This is a genomic window from Burkholderia reimsis (genome assembly GCF_003294055.1).
Taxonomy (GTDB): Bacteria; Pseudomonadota; Gammaproteobacteria; order Burkholderiales; family Burkholderiaceae; genus Burkholderia; species Burkholderia cepacia.
Window position 1 is genome coordinate 81,316 of sequence record NZ_QMFZ01000005.1, and the last position, 12,748, is coordinate 94,063.

Annotated in this window: 12 protein-coding genes; 6 read left to right on the forward strand and 6 right to left on the reverse strand. The window is 67.3% G+C overall.

Going from position 1 to position 12,748, the window contains the following annotated elements; translation table 11 throughout:
- Positions 1-452: 452 nt before the first annotated feature.
- The 4 genes from nthA to DPV79_RS08490 all read left to right on the forward strand — a co-directional run bounded on the left by nthA (position 453) and on the right by DPV79_RS08490 (position 3,781).
- Complete coding sequence (gene nthA / locus DPV79_RS08475) at positions 453-1,052, forward strand: nitrile hydratase subunit alpha (RefSeq protein WP_048023132.1); 600 nt, start codon at positions 453-455, stop codon at positions 1,050-1,052.
- Between the two features lie 44 nt (positions 1,053-1,096).
- The gene (gene nthB, locus DPV79_RS08480) at positions 1,097-1,750 is read left to right on the forward strand and encodes a nitrile hydratase subunit beta (RefSeq protein WP_059853627.1); all 654 of its coding nucleotides are present in this window, start codon (positions 1,097-1,099) and stop codon (positions 1,748-1,750) included.
- Positions 1,747-3,009 carry a GTP-binding protein gene (locus tag DPV79_RS08485; RefSeq protein WP_113045175.1) on the forward strand — a complete coding sequence of 421 codons (1,263 nt, stop codon included), beginning with the start codon at positions 1,747-1,749 and terminating at the stop codon, positions 3,007-3,009. The genes nthB and DPV79_RS08485 overlap by 4 nt, the downstream gene beginning before the upstream one ends.
- A gap of 184 nt (positions 3,010-3,193) precedes the next feature.
- Positions 3,194-3,781 carry a LysE family translocator gene (locus DPV79_RS08490; RefSeq protein ID WP_021159242.1) on the forward strand — a complete coding sequence of 196 codons (588 nt, stop codon included), beginning with the start codon at positions 3,194-3,196 and terminating at the stop codon, positions 3,779-3,781.
- 48 nt (positions 3,782-3,829) lie between these two features.
- Here the strand turns inward: DPV79_RS08490 and DPV79_RS08495 are convergent, their stop codons facing one another.
- Positions 3,830-4,675 (reverse strand): helix-turn-helix transcriptional regulator, encoded by an 846-nt coding sequence (locus DPV79_RS08495; protein WP_113045176.1) that lies wholly within the window; start codon positions 4,673-4,675, stop codon positions 3,830-3,832.
- A 170-nt stretch (positions 4,676-4,845) separates the two neighbouring features.
- Here DPV79_RS08495 and DPV79_RS08500 point away from each other — a divergent pair, with 170 nt between their 5' ends.
- Positions 4,846-5,640, forward strand: a complete 795-nt coding sequence (locus tag DPV79_RS08500; protein ID WP_113045177.1) for an SDR family NAD(P)-dependent oxidoreductase — start codon at positions 4,846-4,848, stop codon at positions 5,638-5,640.
- 27 nt (positions 5,641-5,667) lie between these two features.
- On the opposite strand, the gene DPV79_RS08505 is transcribed toward DPV79_RS08500, so the two are convergent.
- The 5 genes from DPV79_RS08505 to DPV79_RS08525 form a co-directional block, all read right to left on the reverse strand.
- Positions 5,668-6,042, reverse strand: coding sequence for a hypothetical protein (locus DPV79_RS08505; RefSeq protein WP_059591225.1), 375 nt, complete (start codon positions 6,040-6,042; stop codon positions 5,668-5,670).
- A gap of 212 nt (positions 6,043-6,254) precedes the next feature.
- A complete protein-coding gene (locus tag DPV79_RS08510; RefSeq protein ID WP_113045178.1) occupies positions 6,255-7,325 on the reverse strand; it encodes an AI-2E family transporter in 1,071 nt (356 codons plus the stop codon).
- A 124-nt stretch (positions 7,326-7,449) separates the two neighbouring features.
- Positions 7,450-8,559, reverse strand: coding sequence for an NADH:flavin oxidoreductase/NADH oxidase (locus DPV79_RS08515; RefSeq protein WP_048023142.1), 1,110 nt, complete (start codon positions 8,557-8,559; stop codon positions 7,450-7,452).
- A gap of 141 nt (positions 8,560-8,700) precedes the next feature.
- Positions 8,701-9,387: a type 1 glutamine amidotransferase domain-containing protein gene (locus tag DPV79_RS08520; RefSeq protein WP_027791476.1), complete on the reverse strand. Its 687-nt coding sequence runs from the start codon at positions 9,385-9,387 to the stop codon at positions 8,701-8,703.
- 387 nt (positions 9,388-9,774) lie between these two features.
- Positions 9,775-10,815: a substrate-binding domain-containing protein gene (locus DPV79_RS08525; protein ID WP_060376128.1), complete on the reverse strand. Its 1,041-nt coding sequence runs from the start codon at positions 10,813-10,815 to the stop codon at positions 9,775-9,777.
- Positions 10,816-11,010: 195 nt separating this feature from the next.
- Between DPV79_RS08525 and DPV79_RS08530 the strand changes: the two genes are divergently transcribed.
- Positions 11,011-12,588, forward strand: a complete 1,578-nt coding sequence (locus DPV79_RS08530) for a glycoside hydrolase family 68 protein (RefSeq protein ID WP_113045179.1) — start codon at positions 11,011-11,013, stop codon at positions 12,586-12,588.
- The last annotated feature ends 160 nt before the right edge of the window (positions 12,589-12,748 follow it).

Genomic DNA, 12,748 nt, shown 5'->3' on the forward strand with positions numbered 1-12,748 from the left:
ATCGCGGGATGCTGGCCGACTGTTGTTCCGCCGGTACATCGGGGATGCCGGCGATTCGCGACATCGAACGGCCGTCGCTTGAGGATGAGAATAGGAAGGCAAAATCCGCAGTTCTGTTTTCCGGCGGAACAAGAAATTGGCTGTGGCGGACCTGCGCCTCCGATGTCATGCAACGGTCGCAAAACGTGCGCCGGCTGCCACCGTTTTCGTGCCGGGCGCCCCACCAATTGCCGCCGATCGCCGCCCGTCTCCGTGCATCCGTGATGCGTCGGTCCCATGCCGCGCCACGGGGCCGTCTCAGCACAGTTTCCGATCCGTGCCGGCAAAGAACCGCGCTTTTTCTCTTCTTACCCTGCTCGTCGAGCGTGACCGACACCACGCGTCCACGCCCCGTCACGGCAATACCACCGCGATGGCGGCGGTCAACCCGAACCACGACAAGGAACCCCACGATGAGCGCGACCCCTTCCGCGGAAACAGCCTCGACGCCCGGCGAACGTGCCTGGGCGCTGTTTCGCGTGATGAAAGAGAAGAACCTGATCCCCGACGGCTATATCGAAGGCTTGACCGAGCTGATGTCCACGACCTGGGATCCGGCCAACGGCGCGCGCATCGTCGCGCGTGCGTGGGTCGACCCGGCGTTTCGCGAACTGCTGCTGAAGGACGGCACGGCCGCGTGCGCGCAGTTCGGCTACACCGGCCCGCAGGGCGAGTACATCGTCGCGCTCGAAGACACGCCCACGCTGAAGAACGTGATCGTCTGCAGCCTGTGCTCATGCACGAACTGGCCGGTGCTCGGGCTGCCGCCCGAGTGGTACAAGGGCTTCGAATATCGTGCGCGGCTCGTCCGCGAGGGCCGCACGGTGCTGCGCGAGCTCGGCACCGACCTGCCCGACGACGTCGTCGTGAAGGTCTGGGATACGACCGCCGAAAGCCGCTATCTCGTGCTGCCCGTGCGGCCGGCCGGCAGCGAGCACATGACCGAGGAACAACTGCGCACGCTCGTCACGAAGGACGTGCTGATCGGCGTGGCGCTGCCGCGCGCGCGCTGACTCCCACCCCGTTTCGCTCTCGACCTTCATCTCGGAGATCACATATGGACGGCTTTCACGACCTCGGCGGATTCCAGGGTTTCGGCCCGGTGCCGCATACGATCAACAGTCTCGGCTACAAGCCGGTCTTCAAGGAAGACTGGGAACATCTCGCGTACAGCCTGATGTTCGTCGGCGTGGACCAACTGAAAAAATTCAGCGTCGACGAGGTACGTCACGCGGTCGAACGCATCGACGTGCGCCAACATGTCGGCACGCGCTACTACGAGCGCTACGTGATCGCGACGGCGACATTGCTCGTCGAAACCGGCGTGCTCACGCAGGACGAACTAGACCGCGCGCTCGGTTCGCATTTCCGGCTCGCGAACCCGCCGACATCCGGCGGCCGGGCGGCACCGCCCGACTCGACGCGGTTCGAGGTCGGCGAGCGTGTCGTCGTTCGCGACGAATACGTCAGCGGGCACATCCGCGCGCCTGGCTACGTTCGCGGCAAGGAAGGCGTCGTGCTGCACCGGACGACCGAATCGTGGCCCTTCCCGGACGCGATCGGCCACGGCGACACCGGCGCCGCCCATCAGCCGACCTACCATGTCGAGTTCCGCGTGAAGGATCTGTGGGGCGACGCCGCCGACGACGGTTACGTCGTGGTCGACCTGTTCGAAGGCTACCTGGATCGCGCGTCCGGGCAAAGCGCATGACGACGCCGGGGAAGCCAGGCGCGCCGGCCGCCCCTGGCCCGAGGATTCCGGTCACCGTGCTGTCCGGCTTCCTCGGCGCCGGGAAAACGACGTTGCTGAACCACATCCTGCGCAATCGCGCAGGACTGAAGGTCGCCGTGATCGTCAACGACATGAGCGAAGTGAACATCGACGCCGACGATGTGCGGCGCAACGTCGAGCTGCATCGAGGCGAGGACGAACTGGTCGAGATGAGCAACGGCTGCATCTGCTGCACGCTGCGCGCCGATCTGCTGGAGCAGATCAGCACGCTCGCGCGGCAGCGTCGTTTCGATTATCTGCTGATCGAATCGACCGGCATCTCGGAGCCGATGCCGGTCGCGGAGACGTTTGCGTTTCTCGATCGGGACGGTTTCAGCCTGAGCGAGCTGGCACGGCTGGACACGCTCGTCACGGTGGTCGACGGCGAGACGTTCGAGGACATGATCGCGTCGGCCGAACCGGTCGCGCACGACGCGGCGCTCGCGAGCGACGGCAATTCCGGTCCGCCGCGCAAGCTGTCGGACCTGCTGCTCGAGCAAGTCGAATACGCGAACGTGATCCTCGTGAGCCGTCTCGACCGGATCGGCCACGCGGGTTTCGACCGGCTGCGCGCGATTCTTGCGTCGCTGAATCCATCTGCGCGAATCCTGCCGATGCAGCACGGCAAGGTCGATCCGTCAGACGTGCTCGATACCCGGCGCTTCGATCTGCCGGCGCTCGTCGAATCGCCGGGATGGATGCAGCGCATGCAGGTCGACGAACGCCCCTCGGAATCGGATGCGTACGGGATCGCGTCGTGGACCTATCGCGAACGTGCGCCGTTTCATCCGGCGCGCCTGCTCGCATGGCTGCGTCGTCCGTGGGACAACGGCCGACTGCTTCGCTGCAAGGGTTATGTCTGGGCAGCGCACCGCCATGCCGAGATCGCCATGCTCGTGCAGACGGGCGGCGCGTTCCAGTGGGGTTACGTTGGGCGATGGTGGCGATTCATCCCGCAGTCGGACTGGCCGCACGACGACTATCGCCGCGACGGCGTGCTGAAAAAATGGGAGGAGCCCGCAGGGGATTGTCGGCAGGAGATCGTGTTCATCGGGCAGTCGGTCGATCACGATCGCTTGCGTCGCGAACTCGATGCGTGCCTGCTGACGGTCGAGGAAATCGACGCGGGCCCGGAGTCATGGCGTCGGCTTCCGGAAGCCGACGCGTTCGACGCGCTCGCGGCGGCCGCTCATCCGTGATGTGAGACTCGATGCCTTCGGTTGCAACGCCTGCGTCCAACGACTTTCGAGCACCGTTGAGCGCTGTGCCCGGTTCGGCGTTGCCTGAATCCGGACAGCGCCGCCGAGGGCAGTTTTCTTCAATACCGGCACGCGCGGCTTCTTTAGTCTCGATGCGACTTTGACATTCGCATGGAGGCACTCAATGAGCATGCTGGTTTCGATGGCCGCGTTCGCGCTGGCGTCGTCGATCACACCCGGTCCCGTCAACATCGTCGCGCTCAGCGCGGGCGCGCGCCACGGTCTCGGCGCAAGCCTGCGGTATGCGGCCGGCGCGACGCTCGGCTTCGTCGCGCTGTTCCTGCTGATCGGCCTCGGGCTGCACGCGGCGCTCGCGCGCTGGCCGATGCTGACGACGGCCACGCAATGGTCGGGGATCGCGTTCCTGCTCTACCTGGCGCTGCGGCTCGCGCTCGACGACGGCCGGCTGTCGGCCGACCCGGACGTGGCCGGCCCGTCGGCGGCGTCCGGCGCCGCGATGCAGTGGCTCAATCCGAAGGCATGGCTCGCGTGCGTGGCCGCGATGGGCGCATACGCGGCCGACGGCGACCGCGCGCAGGTCTGGCAGTTCGCCGCGCTGTATCTCGTGATCTGTTTCGCGTCGATCGCGTGCTGGGGGTATGCCGGCGCATCGCTGCGGCACAGGCTCGCGAACGCGCGGAGGATGCGCGTGTTCAACCGGCTGATGGCGCTGCTGCTCGCGGGCAGCGCACTCTTTCTGCTCGACACGTAGGGCGCGCCCCGCCCGGCTCGCCGCTCAACTCGCCACTCAGCTCGCCGCTCAACTCGTCGCGCTGCGGTATTGGCCGGGCGTCGCGGCCGCGATCCGCCGGAACGCGCGCTGGAAATGGGCCTGGTCGGCAAAGCCCGCGTCGAGTGCAACGTCGGCGATCGGCCGGCCGCGGCGCAGCTCCGTGCGGCCGTACTGCACGCGGCGGTCGATCAGGAACGCATGCGGCGTCATGCCGTAGCGCGCGTTGAACGCGCGGATCAGGTACGACGGCGACAAATCGGCGGCCGCGCAGATCGCATCGAGCGTGACGCCCTCGCGGCAATGCGCGGCGATGTAATCGGCCGCGCGCGCGAGCTTCGCGTTGTCGTCCCCGGCGCGCGGGCCGGGCAGTTCGCGGTCGAGCGCGCCGTGCAGCGCCGTGAAGAATTCGACCGCAGCGCTCTCCTTGCCGAGCGGATCGACCGATGGCGACACGAGCGTGCGATAGAAACCGCCAAATTGCGCGAACAGGTCGTGCCGTTCGGTCAACTTCGGCGAAAAGCCGTGAAAATCGCAGTTCGGATCGCGGCCCAGCGAATGCTGCAGCCGCGCGAGCCACGGCACGTCGACATAGACCATCCGGTACGCCCACGCGTCGGGGCCGTACGGGTTGCACGCATGCACCTGTTCCGGATCGATGATCACCAGCACGCCGCGCCCGACGTGCTCGTGCGTCGCGCCGTTCACGTAGGTGCTCGTGCCGCCGACGATCGCGCCCACCGAAAACGTGTCGTGCGTGTGCTTCGCATAGCAGATCGCGCGGCCGTCGTCGACGGTGCGCGCTTCGATGAACGGCAGCGCGGCATCACGCCAGAACGGCGACGGATCGATGGATCGGTTGGCGGTACGGCTCACGCGGCGGGCTCCCGGTTCGGACGGCGAACGCTCACCGTACAAGACTGTGCGGCGCCGCGCAACCGGATCCATCCACTTCGACGCGGGATCTCGCCGTTTCGCCTAAGCTTTGTGTTCCGGCCGCCGCGGCACACGCGGCGGTTTTCGTTCACTCCTCTCCCGTCACGCTCATGCACATCGATCTGAAAGGCAAGACCGCGCTCGTCACCGCTTCCACCGCCGGCATCGGGCTCGCGATCGCCGAAGGGCTCGCACGCGCCGGTGCGCGCGTCGTCGTCAACGGCCGCAGCGACGCGTCGGTGCAATCGGCGCTCGCGCAACTGCGCGCGGCCGTGCCCGACGCAAGCTTCGAGGGTGTCGCCGCCGACCTGTCCGACGCGGCCGGCGTCGCGCGCATCACGCAGCACACACCGGAGGCCGACATCCTCGTCAACAATGCGGGCATCTACGGCCTGAAGGCGTTCTTCGAGATCGACGACGCCGAGTGGGAACATTACTTCCAGATGAACGTGATGTCCGGCGTGCGGCTCGCACGGCATTACCTGAAGGGGATGATCGAACGCAATGCCGGGCGCGTCGTGTTCATTTCGTCGGAATCGGGCTTGAACATCCCGGTCGACATGATTCATTACGGATTCACGAAAACCGCGCAGCTGTCGATCGCACGCGGCCTCGCGAAGCTCGCGGCCGGCACCAGCGTGACCGTCAACTCGGTACTGCCGGGGCCGACGATGTCGGACGGCGTGCGCGCGATGCTGAAGGAAACGGCCGACGCATCCGGCCGCAGTGTCGACGACGTGGCCGTGGAGTTCGTGCGCAGCCATCGTTCGAGCTCGATCATCCAGCGGCCGGCGACGCCCGAGGAAGTCGCGAACCTGGTGGTCTACGTGTGCTCGCCGCAGGCTTCGGCGACAACCGGCGCCGCGTTGCGTGTCGATGGCGGGGTGGTCGATACGATCGCGTAACGGCCGGCGCCCGCGGGCCGCCGCGCACTAGCGCGAAGCGGCCTTGCCCGTCTGGAGCGTGCCCTTGCGGTCGGCGTTCATGCACGAATCGAAGCCGTGTTGCGTGACGATGCCGGCCCTGTCGAACACGACGAAATATTCGCGGTGATCGTTGCCGTGCTCGATGAAGTAGTTGTAGCAGACGCCGCTGCCGTTGCGGACCATCCACACGCTGCGCGGGTTGCCGGCCGCGCGGACGACGTCGGCGCGCGTCGCGCCGTGCCGCGACGCGGCCCGCGCGAGCGGCGTGCGTGAATACGAAAATGGCAGCCACGAGTCGAACCACGCGCAGCCGTGCAACATCAGGCAGCTGGCGGCCAGGGACAGCGTCGCTGCGGGACGGGCCATCGAAATCAATCGCATGCTTGAGGAAATCTGCTGCGCCGCGCCGGCGCGATCGAAAGCCCCATGCTACTCGACCTTTGGGTCCGGATCGAAAAGAAATGTAGAGATCTTTATACGAATCCCTGCATGTCATGCCCGCGCGCCAGCCCGGTCGATGCGGCCCGCGGATGCTTGTACGCGCATCGAACCCGCCGCGCCGATGCGTCAAATCGGCACAACGTCGCGCATCGTCACGCGATCCACTCGGCCCACAGCATCGTCAGCACCGTCATCAGCGCGGGGCCGACGAACAGCCCGATCAGGCCGAACGTCTCGGCACCGCCGAGGATGCCGAACAGCACGAGCAGGAACGGCAGTCGCGTGGAGCCGCCGATCAGCACCGGGCGCACGAAATGCTCGGCGACGAACACGACGACGAAACCGAGCACGGCCACCACGACGGCCCACACCGTCGCACCCTGCACGAACAGCCAGAGCGCCGCACCGCAGAACACGATCGGCGCGCAGAACGGCAGCATCGCGGCGATCGCCGTGACGAGGCCGAGCAGCGCCGCATGCGGGACGCCGGCCAGCGCATACGCGATGCCGAGCAGCGCACCCTCGCCGAGCCCGACGACGACGAGCCCCGTCACCGTGCCGTACACGGCCTTGACCATCCGGTCGATCAGTTCCGCGCCGTTGTGCCCGAACGCGCGCCGCGCGCCCTGCAGCAATGCGCCCGACAGCTTGTGGCCCGCGCGCAGGATCACGAACAGCGTGACGAGCATGAAGCCGAATTCGAGCAGCACATGCGCGACCTTCGTGCCGAACTGCCGCCCGAACGCGAGGAATTTCTCGCTGTTGACGCTGTGCATCGCGCTGGCCGCATGCAGCGGATGGCCGAGATTGGCCTGCCACCATTCGGTGATCTGCGCCGAGCCGTAAGGCAGCCGGCTGACGACGTCCGGCAACGGAATGCCGTTGTCCTGGACCGACTTCAGCCACTCGCGCAGGTCGTGCGCCTGCCCGATCGCCTGGATGGTCGCGACCGCGACCGGCAGCACGACGAGCAATGAGATCGCGGCCGTGATGACGGTCGCGATCAGCGTCGGCCGGTCACGGAACAGCCGGTGCGATTCGAAGCATTTGAGCAGCGGCCACATCGCGATGGCGATCACGCAGGCCCATGCGATGGCGGGAATGAAGTCGCGGATGATCCACAGCGCGAGCACCAGCAGCGCCGCATACAGCACGACGCGGGCAATCTGCTGCGCGCGCGGCCGTGCGGCGGAGTCGTGAGACGACGGGACATGTGCGCCCATGGCACCTCTGTCGAAATGAAAAATGGCGGTTCGCGCAGGCAACCGGCCTGCATGAACCGCCATTCTATCCATCGGCGCCGGATCGGCGACGCGCAAGATGCGCGCGCCGTGTCGTCAACGCGGCTCAGGCCGCCTTGTCGGCGATCCGGTAGCGCTCGAGCCAGTGCGCGTACGGCGCGGGCAGCGTCCACGACGGACGCTCGACGCCGAGCTGCCTGGCCGCGTAGTACGGCCAGTGCGGATCGGCCAGATGCGCGCGCCCGACCATCACGAGATCGAGCTGCGCCTCCGCCACCACGCGGTTCGCCAGTTGCGGCGTGTCGATCCCCCATGCGGACGACACCGGCAGCCCGGCCTCACGGCGCACGCGCTCGGCGATCGGCGCGAGGAACGCCGGGCCCCACGGAATCTGCGCGGCGGGCGTCGAGAAACCGACCGACACGCTCAGCATGTCGAGCCCTTCCCGCTTCATCCGCTGCGTGAGCGCGATCGACTCGGCGAGCGTCTCTTCGTCGCGGCCGTCGTATTCGATCACGCCCAGGCGTGCGGTCAGCGGCAGGTGCTCGGGCCAGACCTTGCGCACGGCCGCGAGCGTGTCGACGAGGAAGCGGCCGCGATTCTCGGCCGAGCCGCCGTATTCGTCGGTGCGGTGGTTCGAATGCACCGAGAAGAAGCTCTGGCCGAGATAGCCGTGCGCAAAGTGCAATTCGAGCCATTCGAAGCCGAGATCGCGCGCACGCTTCGCCGATGCGACGAAATCGGCCTGCACGCGGGCGATGTCGTCGTGCGTCATTTCACGCGGCACTTTCGGCAGGTGCGCGCCGAACGGCACGGCCGACGGGGCGATGGTCTGCCAGCCGCGCGGATCGCCGTCGGCGATATGGTCGTCGCCTTCCCACGGACGGTTCGCGCTCGCCTTGCGGCCCGCGTGCGCGATCTGGATGCCGGGCACCGCGCCGGCCGCCTTGATCGCCGCGACCGACGGCGCGAACGCTTCGGCCTGCGCATCGGTCCACAGCCCCGCGCAACCCGGCGTGATGCGCCCTTCCGGCGACACGGCCGTCGCCTCGGCGATCACGAGGCCCGCGCCGCCGCGCGCGATGCCGGCCAGATGCACGTGATGCCAGTCGTTGACGACGCCGTCCTCGGCGACGTACTGGCACATCGGCGGCACCGCGATACGGTTGCGCAGCGTGACATCCTTGAGTTTGAACGGTTCGAACAGGGCAGACATCCACGGCTCCTTTGCTTGGTTCTGCAAAACGACGGGAAACGCGCCGTGCGGTGCGCACGGCGGAACGATTCGGGCCGTCGCCGGACGGCTTGCGCCCGGCGACGGATACGGTGCGGCGCCGGCCCGGCCGGCGCCGTCGGCTCAACGGCGGCCGAGTTGCGCGAGCAGCGCCTCGGCGGCGGGCGCCGACGACGCGGGGTTCTGCCCCGTGATCAGCAGCCCGTCGGTGACGATATGCGGCGCCCAGTCGGCGCTGCGTTCGAATTGCGCGCCGTTGGTCTTCAGCATGTCCTCGACGAGGAACGGCACGACTTCCGTCAGTTCGACGGCCGCTTCCTCGCTGTTGGTGAAGCCCGTCACGCGCTTGCCGCGCACGACCGATTCGCCGGTCTGCGGATTCTTCACGTGACGCAGCACGCCCGGCGCGTGGCAGACGGCCGCCACCGGCTTGCCGGCCGCCAGCGCGCGCTCGATCAGGCCGATCGAATGCAGATCCTCGGCGAGATCCCACAGCGGGCCATGGCCGCCCGGGTAGAACACGGCGTCGTAATCGTCCACGGACACGTCGGCCAGCTTGCGCGTCGACGCCAGTTCGGCCTTGGCCGCCGCATCGGCTTCGAAGCGGCGCGTCGCGTCGGTCTGGGCCGCCGGATCGCTGCTTTTCGGGTCGAGCGGCGGCTGGCCGCCCTTCGGCGACACGAGCGTCAGCTCGACGCCCGCATCCTTGAACACGTAGTACGGCGCGGCCAGTTCCTCGAGCCAGAAGCCGGTCTTCTTGCCGGTGTCGCCGAGCGTGTCGTGCGAGGTCAGGACAACCAGAATCTTCATGATCGGACACTCCTTCGAAAAGTTGATGGGAACGGGGCCGAATGACCCAAAAAACCGGCCGGCGCGGCGCGCCTGTCCGTTAGTCAGTTGTGACGCATCATCGTGCGACCCGCGTATCCGAATGCAGCACGCGCCTATTAGACCAGTCGTCTAGAACATTCGAAAATAAAACGACGGCGTCTCGCCGCGCTACCAGCACCACAGCGCGAGATGGCATTTTCGCGCCTTGCTTGCATGCGCCACGGACGTCGCCGCATTCACAAGGACGGATGATAGTCGCGGATTAGACCGGTCGTCTAGTAACTGGGTAATCATCCCTGCCGCCGTCATGGGCTTTCTCGAGGGGCGCGATCCGTCGGTGTCCGCAGGTGCTCGCGCCCCTCGCCTTCATCGCGCCGGCCGGTCGCGCAACGGACCGTCGGTGTCGCCCGCCTCGATTGCCGGCGCCTCGAGCCGGTGCTCGCGCACGCCGTCGCCCAGCAAACGCAGCATCAGTTCCGCGAGCGAGCGCCCCGACGCGTGGCCGGTCGGCTGCACGACCGCCGTCACGCGATGCGGGTGCGCGAGGCCCGGCGGCACGCCGTCGTAGACGATCAGCGACATGTCCTCGCCCAGGCGCAGCCCGCTGTCCACGAGCGCCCGAAACGCGCCGCCGCCCGCGATATTGTTGTCGACCAGCAGCGCCGTCGGCCGCTCGGCGCGCGCGAGCAGCGCCCGCACCGCCTGCAACCCGCCGTCGTGCGTGAACGGGCACTCGACGAGCAGCGCCGGATCCGGCTCGATGCCGGCTTCGCGCAGGGCCGACAGATAGCCTGCACGGCGCTGCGCGGCGAAATTCAGCGCAAGCGGCGCGCTGATCATCGCAATGCGCCGGTGCCCGAAACCCGTCAGCCGGCGCACCGCGTCCCGCGCGCCCGCTTCGTTGTCGAAGTCGAACCACGCGTACGGCTCGGCCATCCGGGTCCGGCCGTAGGCCACGTACGGAAACGCGCTCGCCTGCAGGTACGCGATGCGCGGATCGTCGACCAGCGTGCGCGCGACGATCAGGCCGTCGACGAGTTTGCCTTCGACGATGCGCCGATAGGTGTCCAGTTCCGCGTTCGGCCGCGCCGACGCGATGATGAAATCGAGATTGCGTTCCGCGAGCCGCTCGGTGATGCCCGCGACGACCTCGCCGAAACGCGGATCGCCGAGGTCGCCCGCGCCGAACGGATAAACGATCCCGATCATGTCGGCCCGACCGGTCGCCAGCCGGCGCGCGGTCGGGTCCGCCACATAGCCCATTTCCCGTGCCGCCCGCGCCACGCGCTCGCGCGTCGCCTCGCTGACGTCGTCGTAACCGTTCAGCGCGCGGCTGACCGTCGTCCGCGACAGCCCGAGCGCGTCCGACAGCGCCTTCAGATTCACCTTCACCGTCACTCCTCGCATTCGCCGATCCGCCCGGCCGCCCGGCCGCCCGAACATCGGGATGCACCGGCCGGGTAATTATTTCCAATTGGTAACGATTACCGTCAAATAAATATCTTTTGCGTTCCAAACCGGTTTGAAATAGCATCCAAACCGGTTTGGACATCGATGCCCACTCAGCCGTTCACTTTCACCTTCCCAGGAAACGACGACGAGATGACATACTTTCCCCTTTTCCGCCCGACGACGACCAAACGTTTGCTCCTCGCTGGCGGCGCACTTGCCGCCTTCGCGTCCGTCGCGCACGCGCAGTCCGGCGGCACGGGCGCGCCCATGCCCACACCCCATACGCAGCAGGCCTACGATCCCGAAGGCAACTTCACGATGCGCTGGACGCGTGCGGACATCCGCCAGATCGTCGCGCAGTCGCACACCGCCGGCGCCGACAAGAACTCGCTGCCGCAAGCGCTGACGATGCCGGACATCCCGCAGGATTTCCCGCTGATCAACTCGAACGTATGGGTGTGGGACACGTGGCCGCTGGCCGACCTGCGCGCGAACCAGCTCAGCTACAAGGGCTGGGAGGTGATCTTCTCGCTCACCGCCGATCCGCACGCGGGCTACACGTTCGACGACCGTCACGTCCACGCCCGCATCGGCTTCTTCTATCGCCGCGCCGGCATCCCCGCGTCGCAGCGCCCCGCGAACGGCGGCTGGACCTGGGGCGGCCACCTGTTCCCCGACGGCGCGAGCGCCAAGGTTTTCGGCACCGCACCGATGACCAACAACGCCGAATGGTCGGGCTCCGCGCGCCTCACGAACGGCAGCAACGTCAGCCTGTACTACACCGCGACGTCGTTCAACCGCTCGGCGCCCGGGGGCGCGGACATCACGCCGCCGCAGGCGATCATCACGCGCGCCGACGGCCACATCCACGCCGACGACAAGCATGTGTGGTTCTCCGGCTTCGACGACCACAAGGCGCTGCTGCAACCGGACGGCAACTACTACCAGACCGGCCAGCAGAACACCTACTTCTCGTTCCGCGATCCGTTCGTGTTCACCGATCCCGCGCACCCGGGCAAGACCTACATGGTGTTCGAAGGCAATACGGGCGGCCAGCGCGGCGCACGCACCTGCACCGAGGCCGATCTCGGCTACGCTCCGAACGATCCCTACAAGGAAGATCTCAACGCGGTGATGAATTCGGGCGCAGTGTATCAAAAGGCCAATGTCGGCCTCGCGGTCGCGACGAACCCGCAATTGACCGAATGGAAGTTCCTGCCGCCGATCCTGTCGGCGAACTGCGTCGACGACCAGACCGAGCGCCCGCAGATCTACCTGAAGGACGGCAAGTACTACCTGTTCACGATCAGCCACCGCACGACGATGGCGGCCGGCGTCGACGGCCCGGACGGCGTGTACGGCTTCGTCGGCAACGGCATCCGCAGCGACTTCCAGCCGCTGAACGGCGGCAGCGGCCTCGTGCTCGGCAACCCGACCGACTTCTCCGCACCGGCCGGCGCACCGTATTCGCAGGATCCGAACCAGAACCCGCGCGAATTCCAGTCGTATTCGCACTACGTGATGCCGGGCGGGCTCGTCGAGTCGTTCATCGATGCGATCGGCCCGCGTCGCGGCGGCACGCTCGCGCCGACGGTGAAGGTGAACATCAACGGCACGTCGACGGCGGTCGACCGCACGTATGGACGCGGCGGCCTCGGCGGCTACGGCGACATTCCGGCGAACCTGCCCGCGACGGGCGCCGGACACAACGACGGCAGCAGCCAGTGAAGTCGGGATAACCAACCATAACAATCATCGATAAAGGCACGGGGTTAGGGAGGCGCATATCGCGCGTGTCGCGTGCGCGCCTCCTCTTTTTTCCTTCCATCCATTGCGCGCACCGCCGTCGAAAGCGGCAGGCGCCCTTCTTTCCCGCCTTGCACGGCGA

Bases quoted from the DNA above. Each gene is read 5' to 3' on its own strand.
- DPV79_RS08485 (WP_113045175.1), top strand. From the start codon at position 1,747: ATGACGACGCCGGGGAAGCCAGGCGCGCCGGCCGCCCCTGGCCCGAGG.
- nthB (WP_059853627.1), top strand. From the start codon at position 1,097: ATGGACGGCTTTCACGACCTCGGCGGATTCCAGGGTTTCGGCCCGGTG.
- nthA (WP_048023132.1), top strand. From the start codon at position 453: ATGAGCGCGACCCCTTCCGCGGAAACAGCCTCGACGCCCGGCGAACGT.
- DPV79_RS08520 (WP_027791476.1), bottom strand. From the start codon at position 9,387: ATGAAGATTCTGGTTGTCCTGACCTCGCACGACACGCTCGGCGACACC.
- DPV79_RS08530 (WP_113045179.1), top strand. From the start codon at position 11,011: ATGACATACTTTCCCCTTTTCCGCCCGACGACGACCAAACGTTTGCTC.
- DPV79_RS08500 (WP_113045177.1), top strand. From the start codon at position 4,846: ATGCACATCGATCTGAAAGGCAAGACCGCGCTCGTCACCGCTTCCACC.
- DPV79_RS08515 (WP_048023142.1), bottom strand. From the start codon at position 8,559: ATGTCTGCCCTGTTCGAACCGTTCAAACTCAAGGATGTCACGCTGCGC.
- DPV79_RS08510 (WP_113045178.1), bottom strand. From the start codon at position 7,325: ATGGGCGCACATGTCCCGTCGTCTCACGACTCCGCCGCACGGCCGCGC.
- DPV79_RS08525 (WP_060376128.1), bottom strand. From the start codon at position 10,815: ATGCGAGGAGTGACGGTGAAGGTGAATCTGAAGGCGCTGTCGGACGCG.
- DPV79_RS08490 (WP_021159242.1), top strand. From the start codon at position 3,194: ATGAGCATGCTGGTTTCGATGGCCGCGTTCGCGCTGGCGTCGTCGATC.
- DPV79_RS08505 (WP_059591225.1), bottom strand. From the start codon at position 6,042: ATGCGATTGATTTCGATGGCCCGTCCCGCAGCGACGCTGTCCCTGGCC.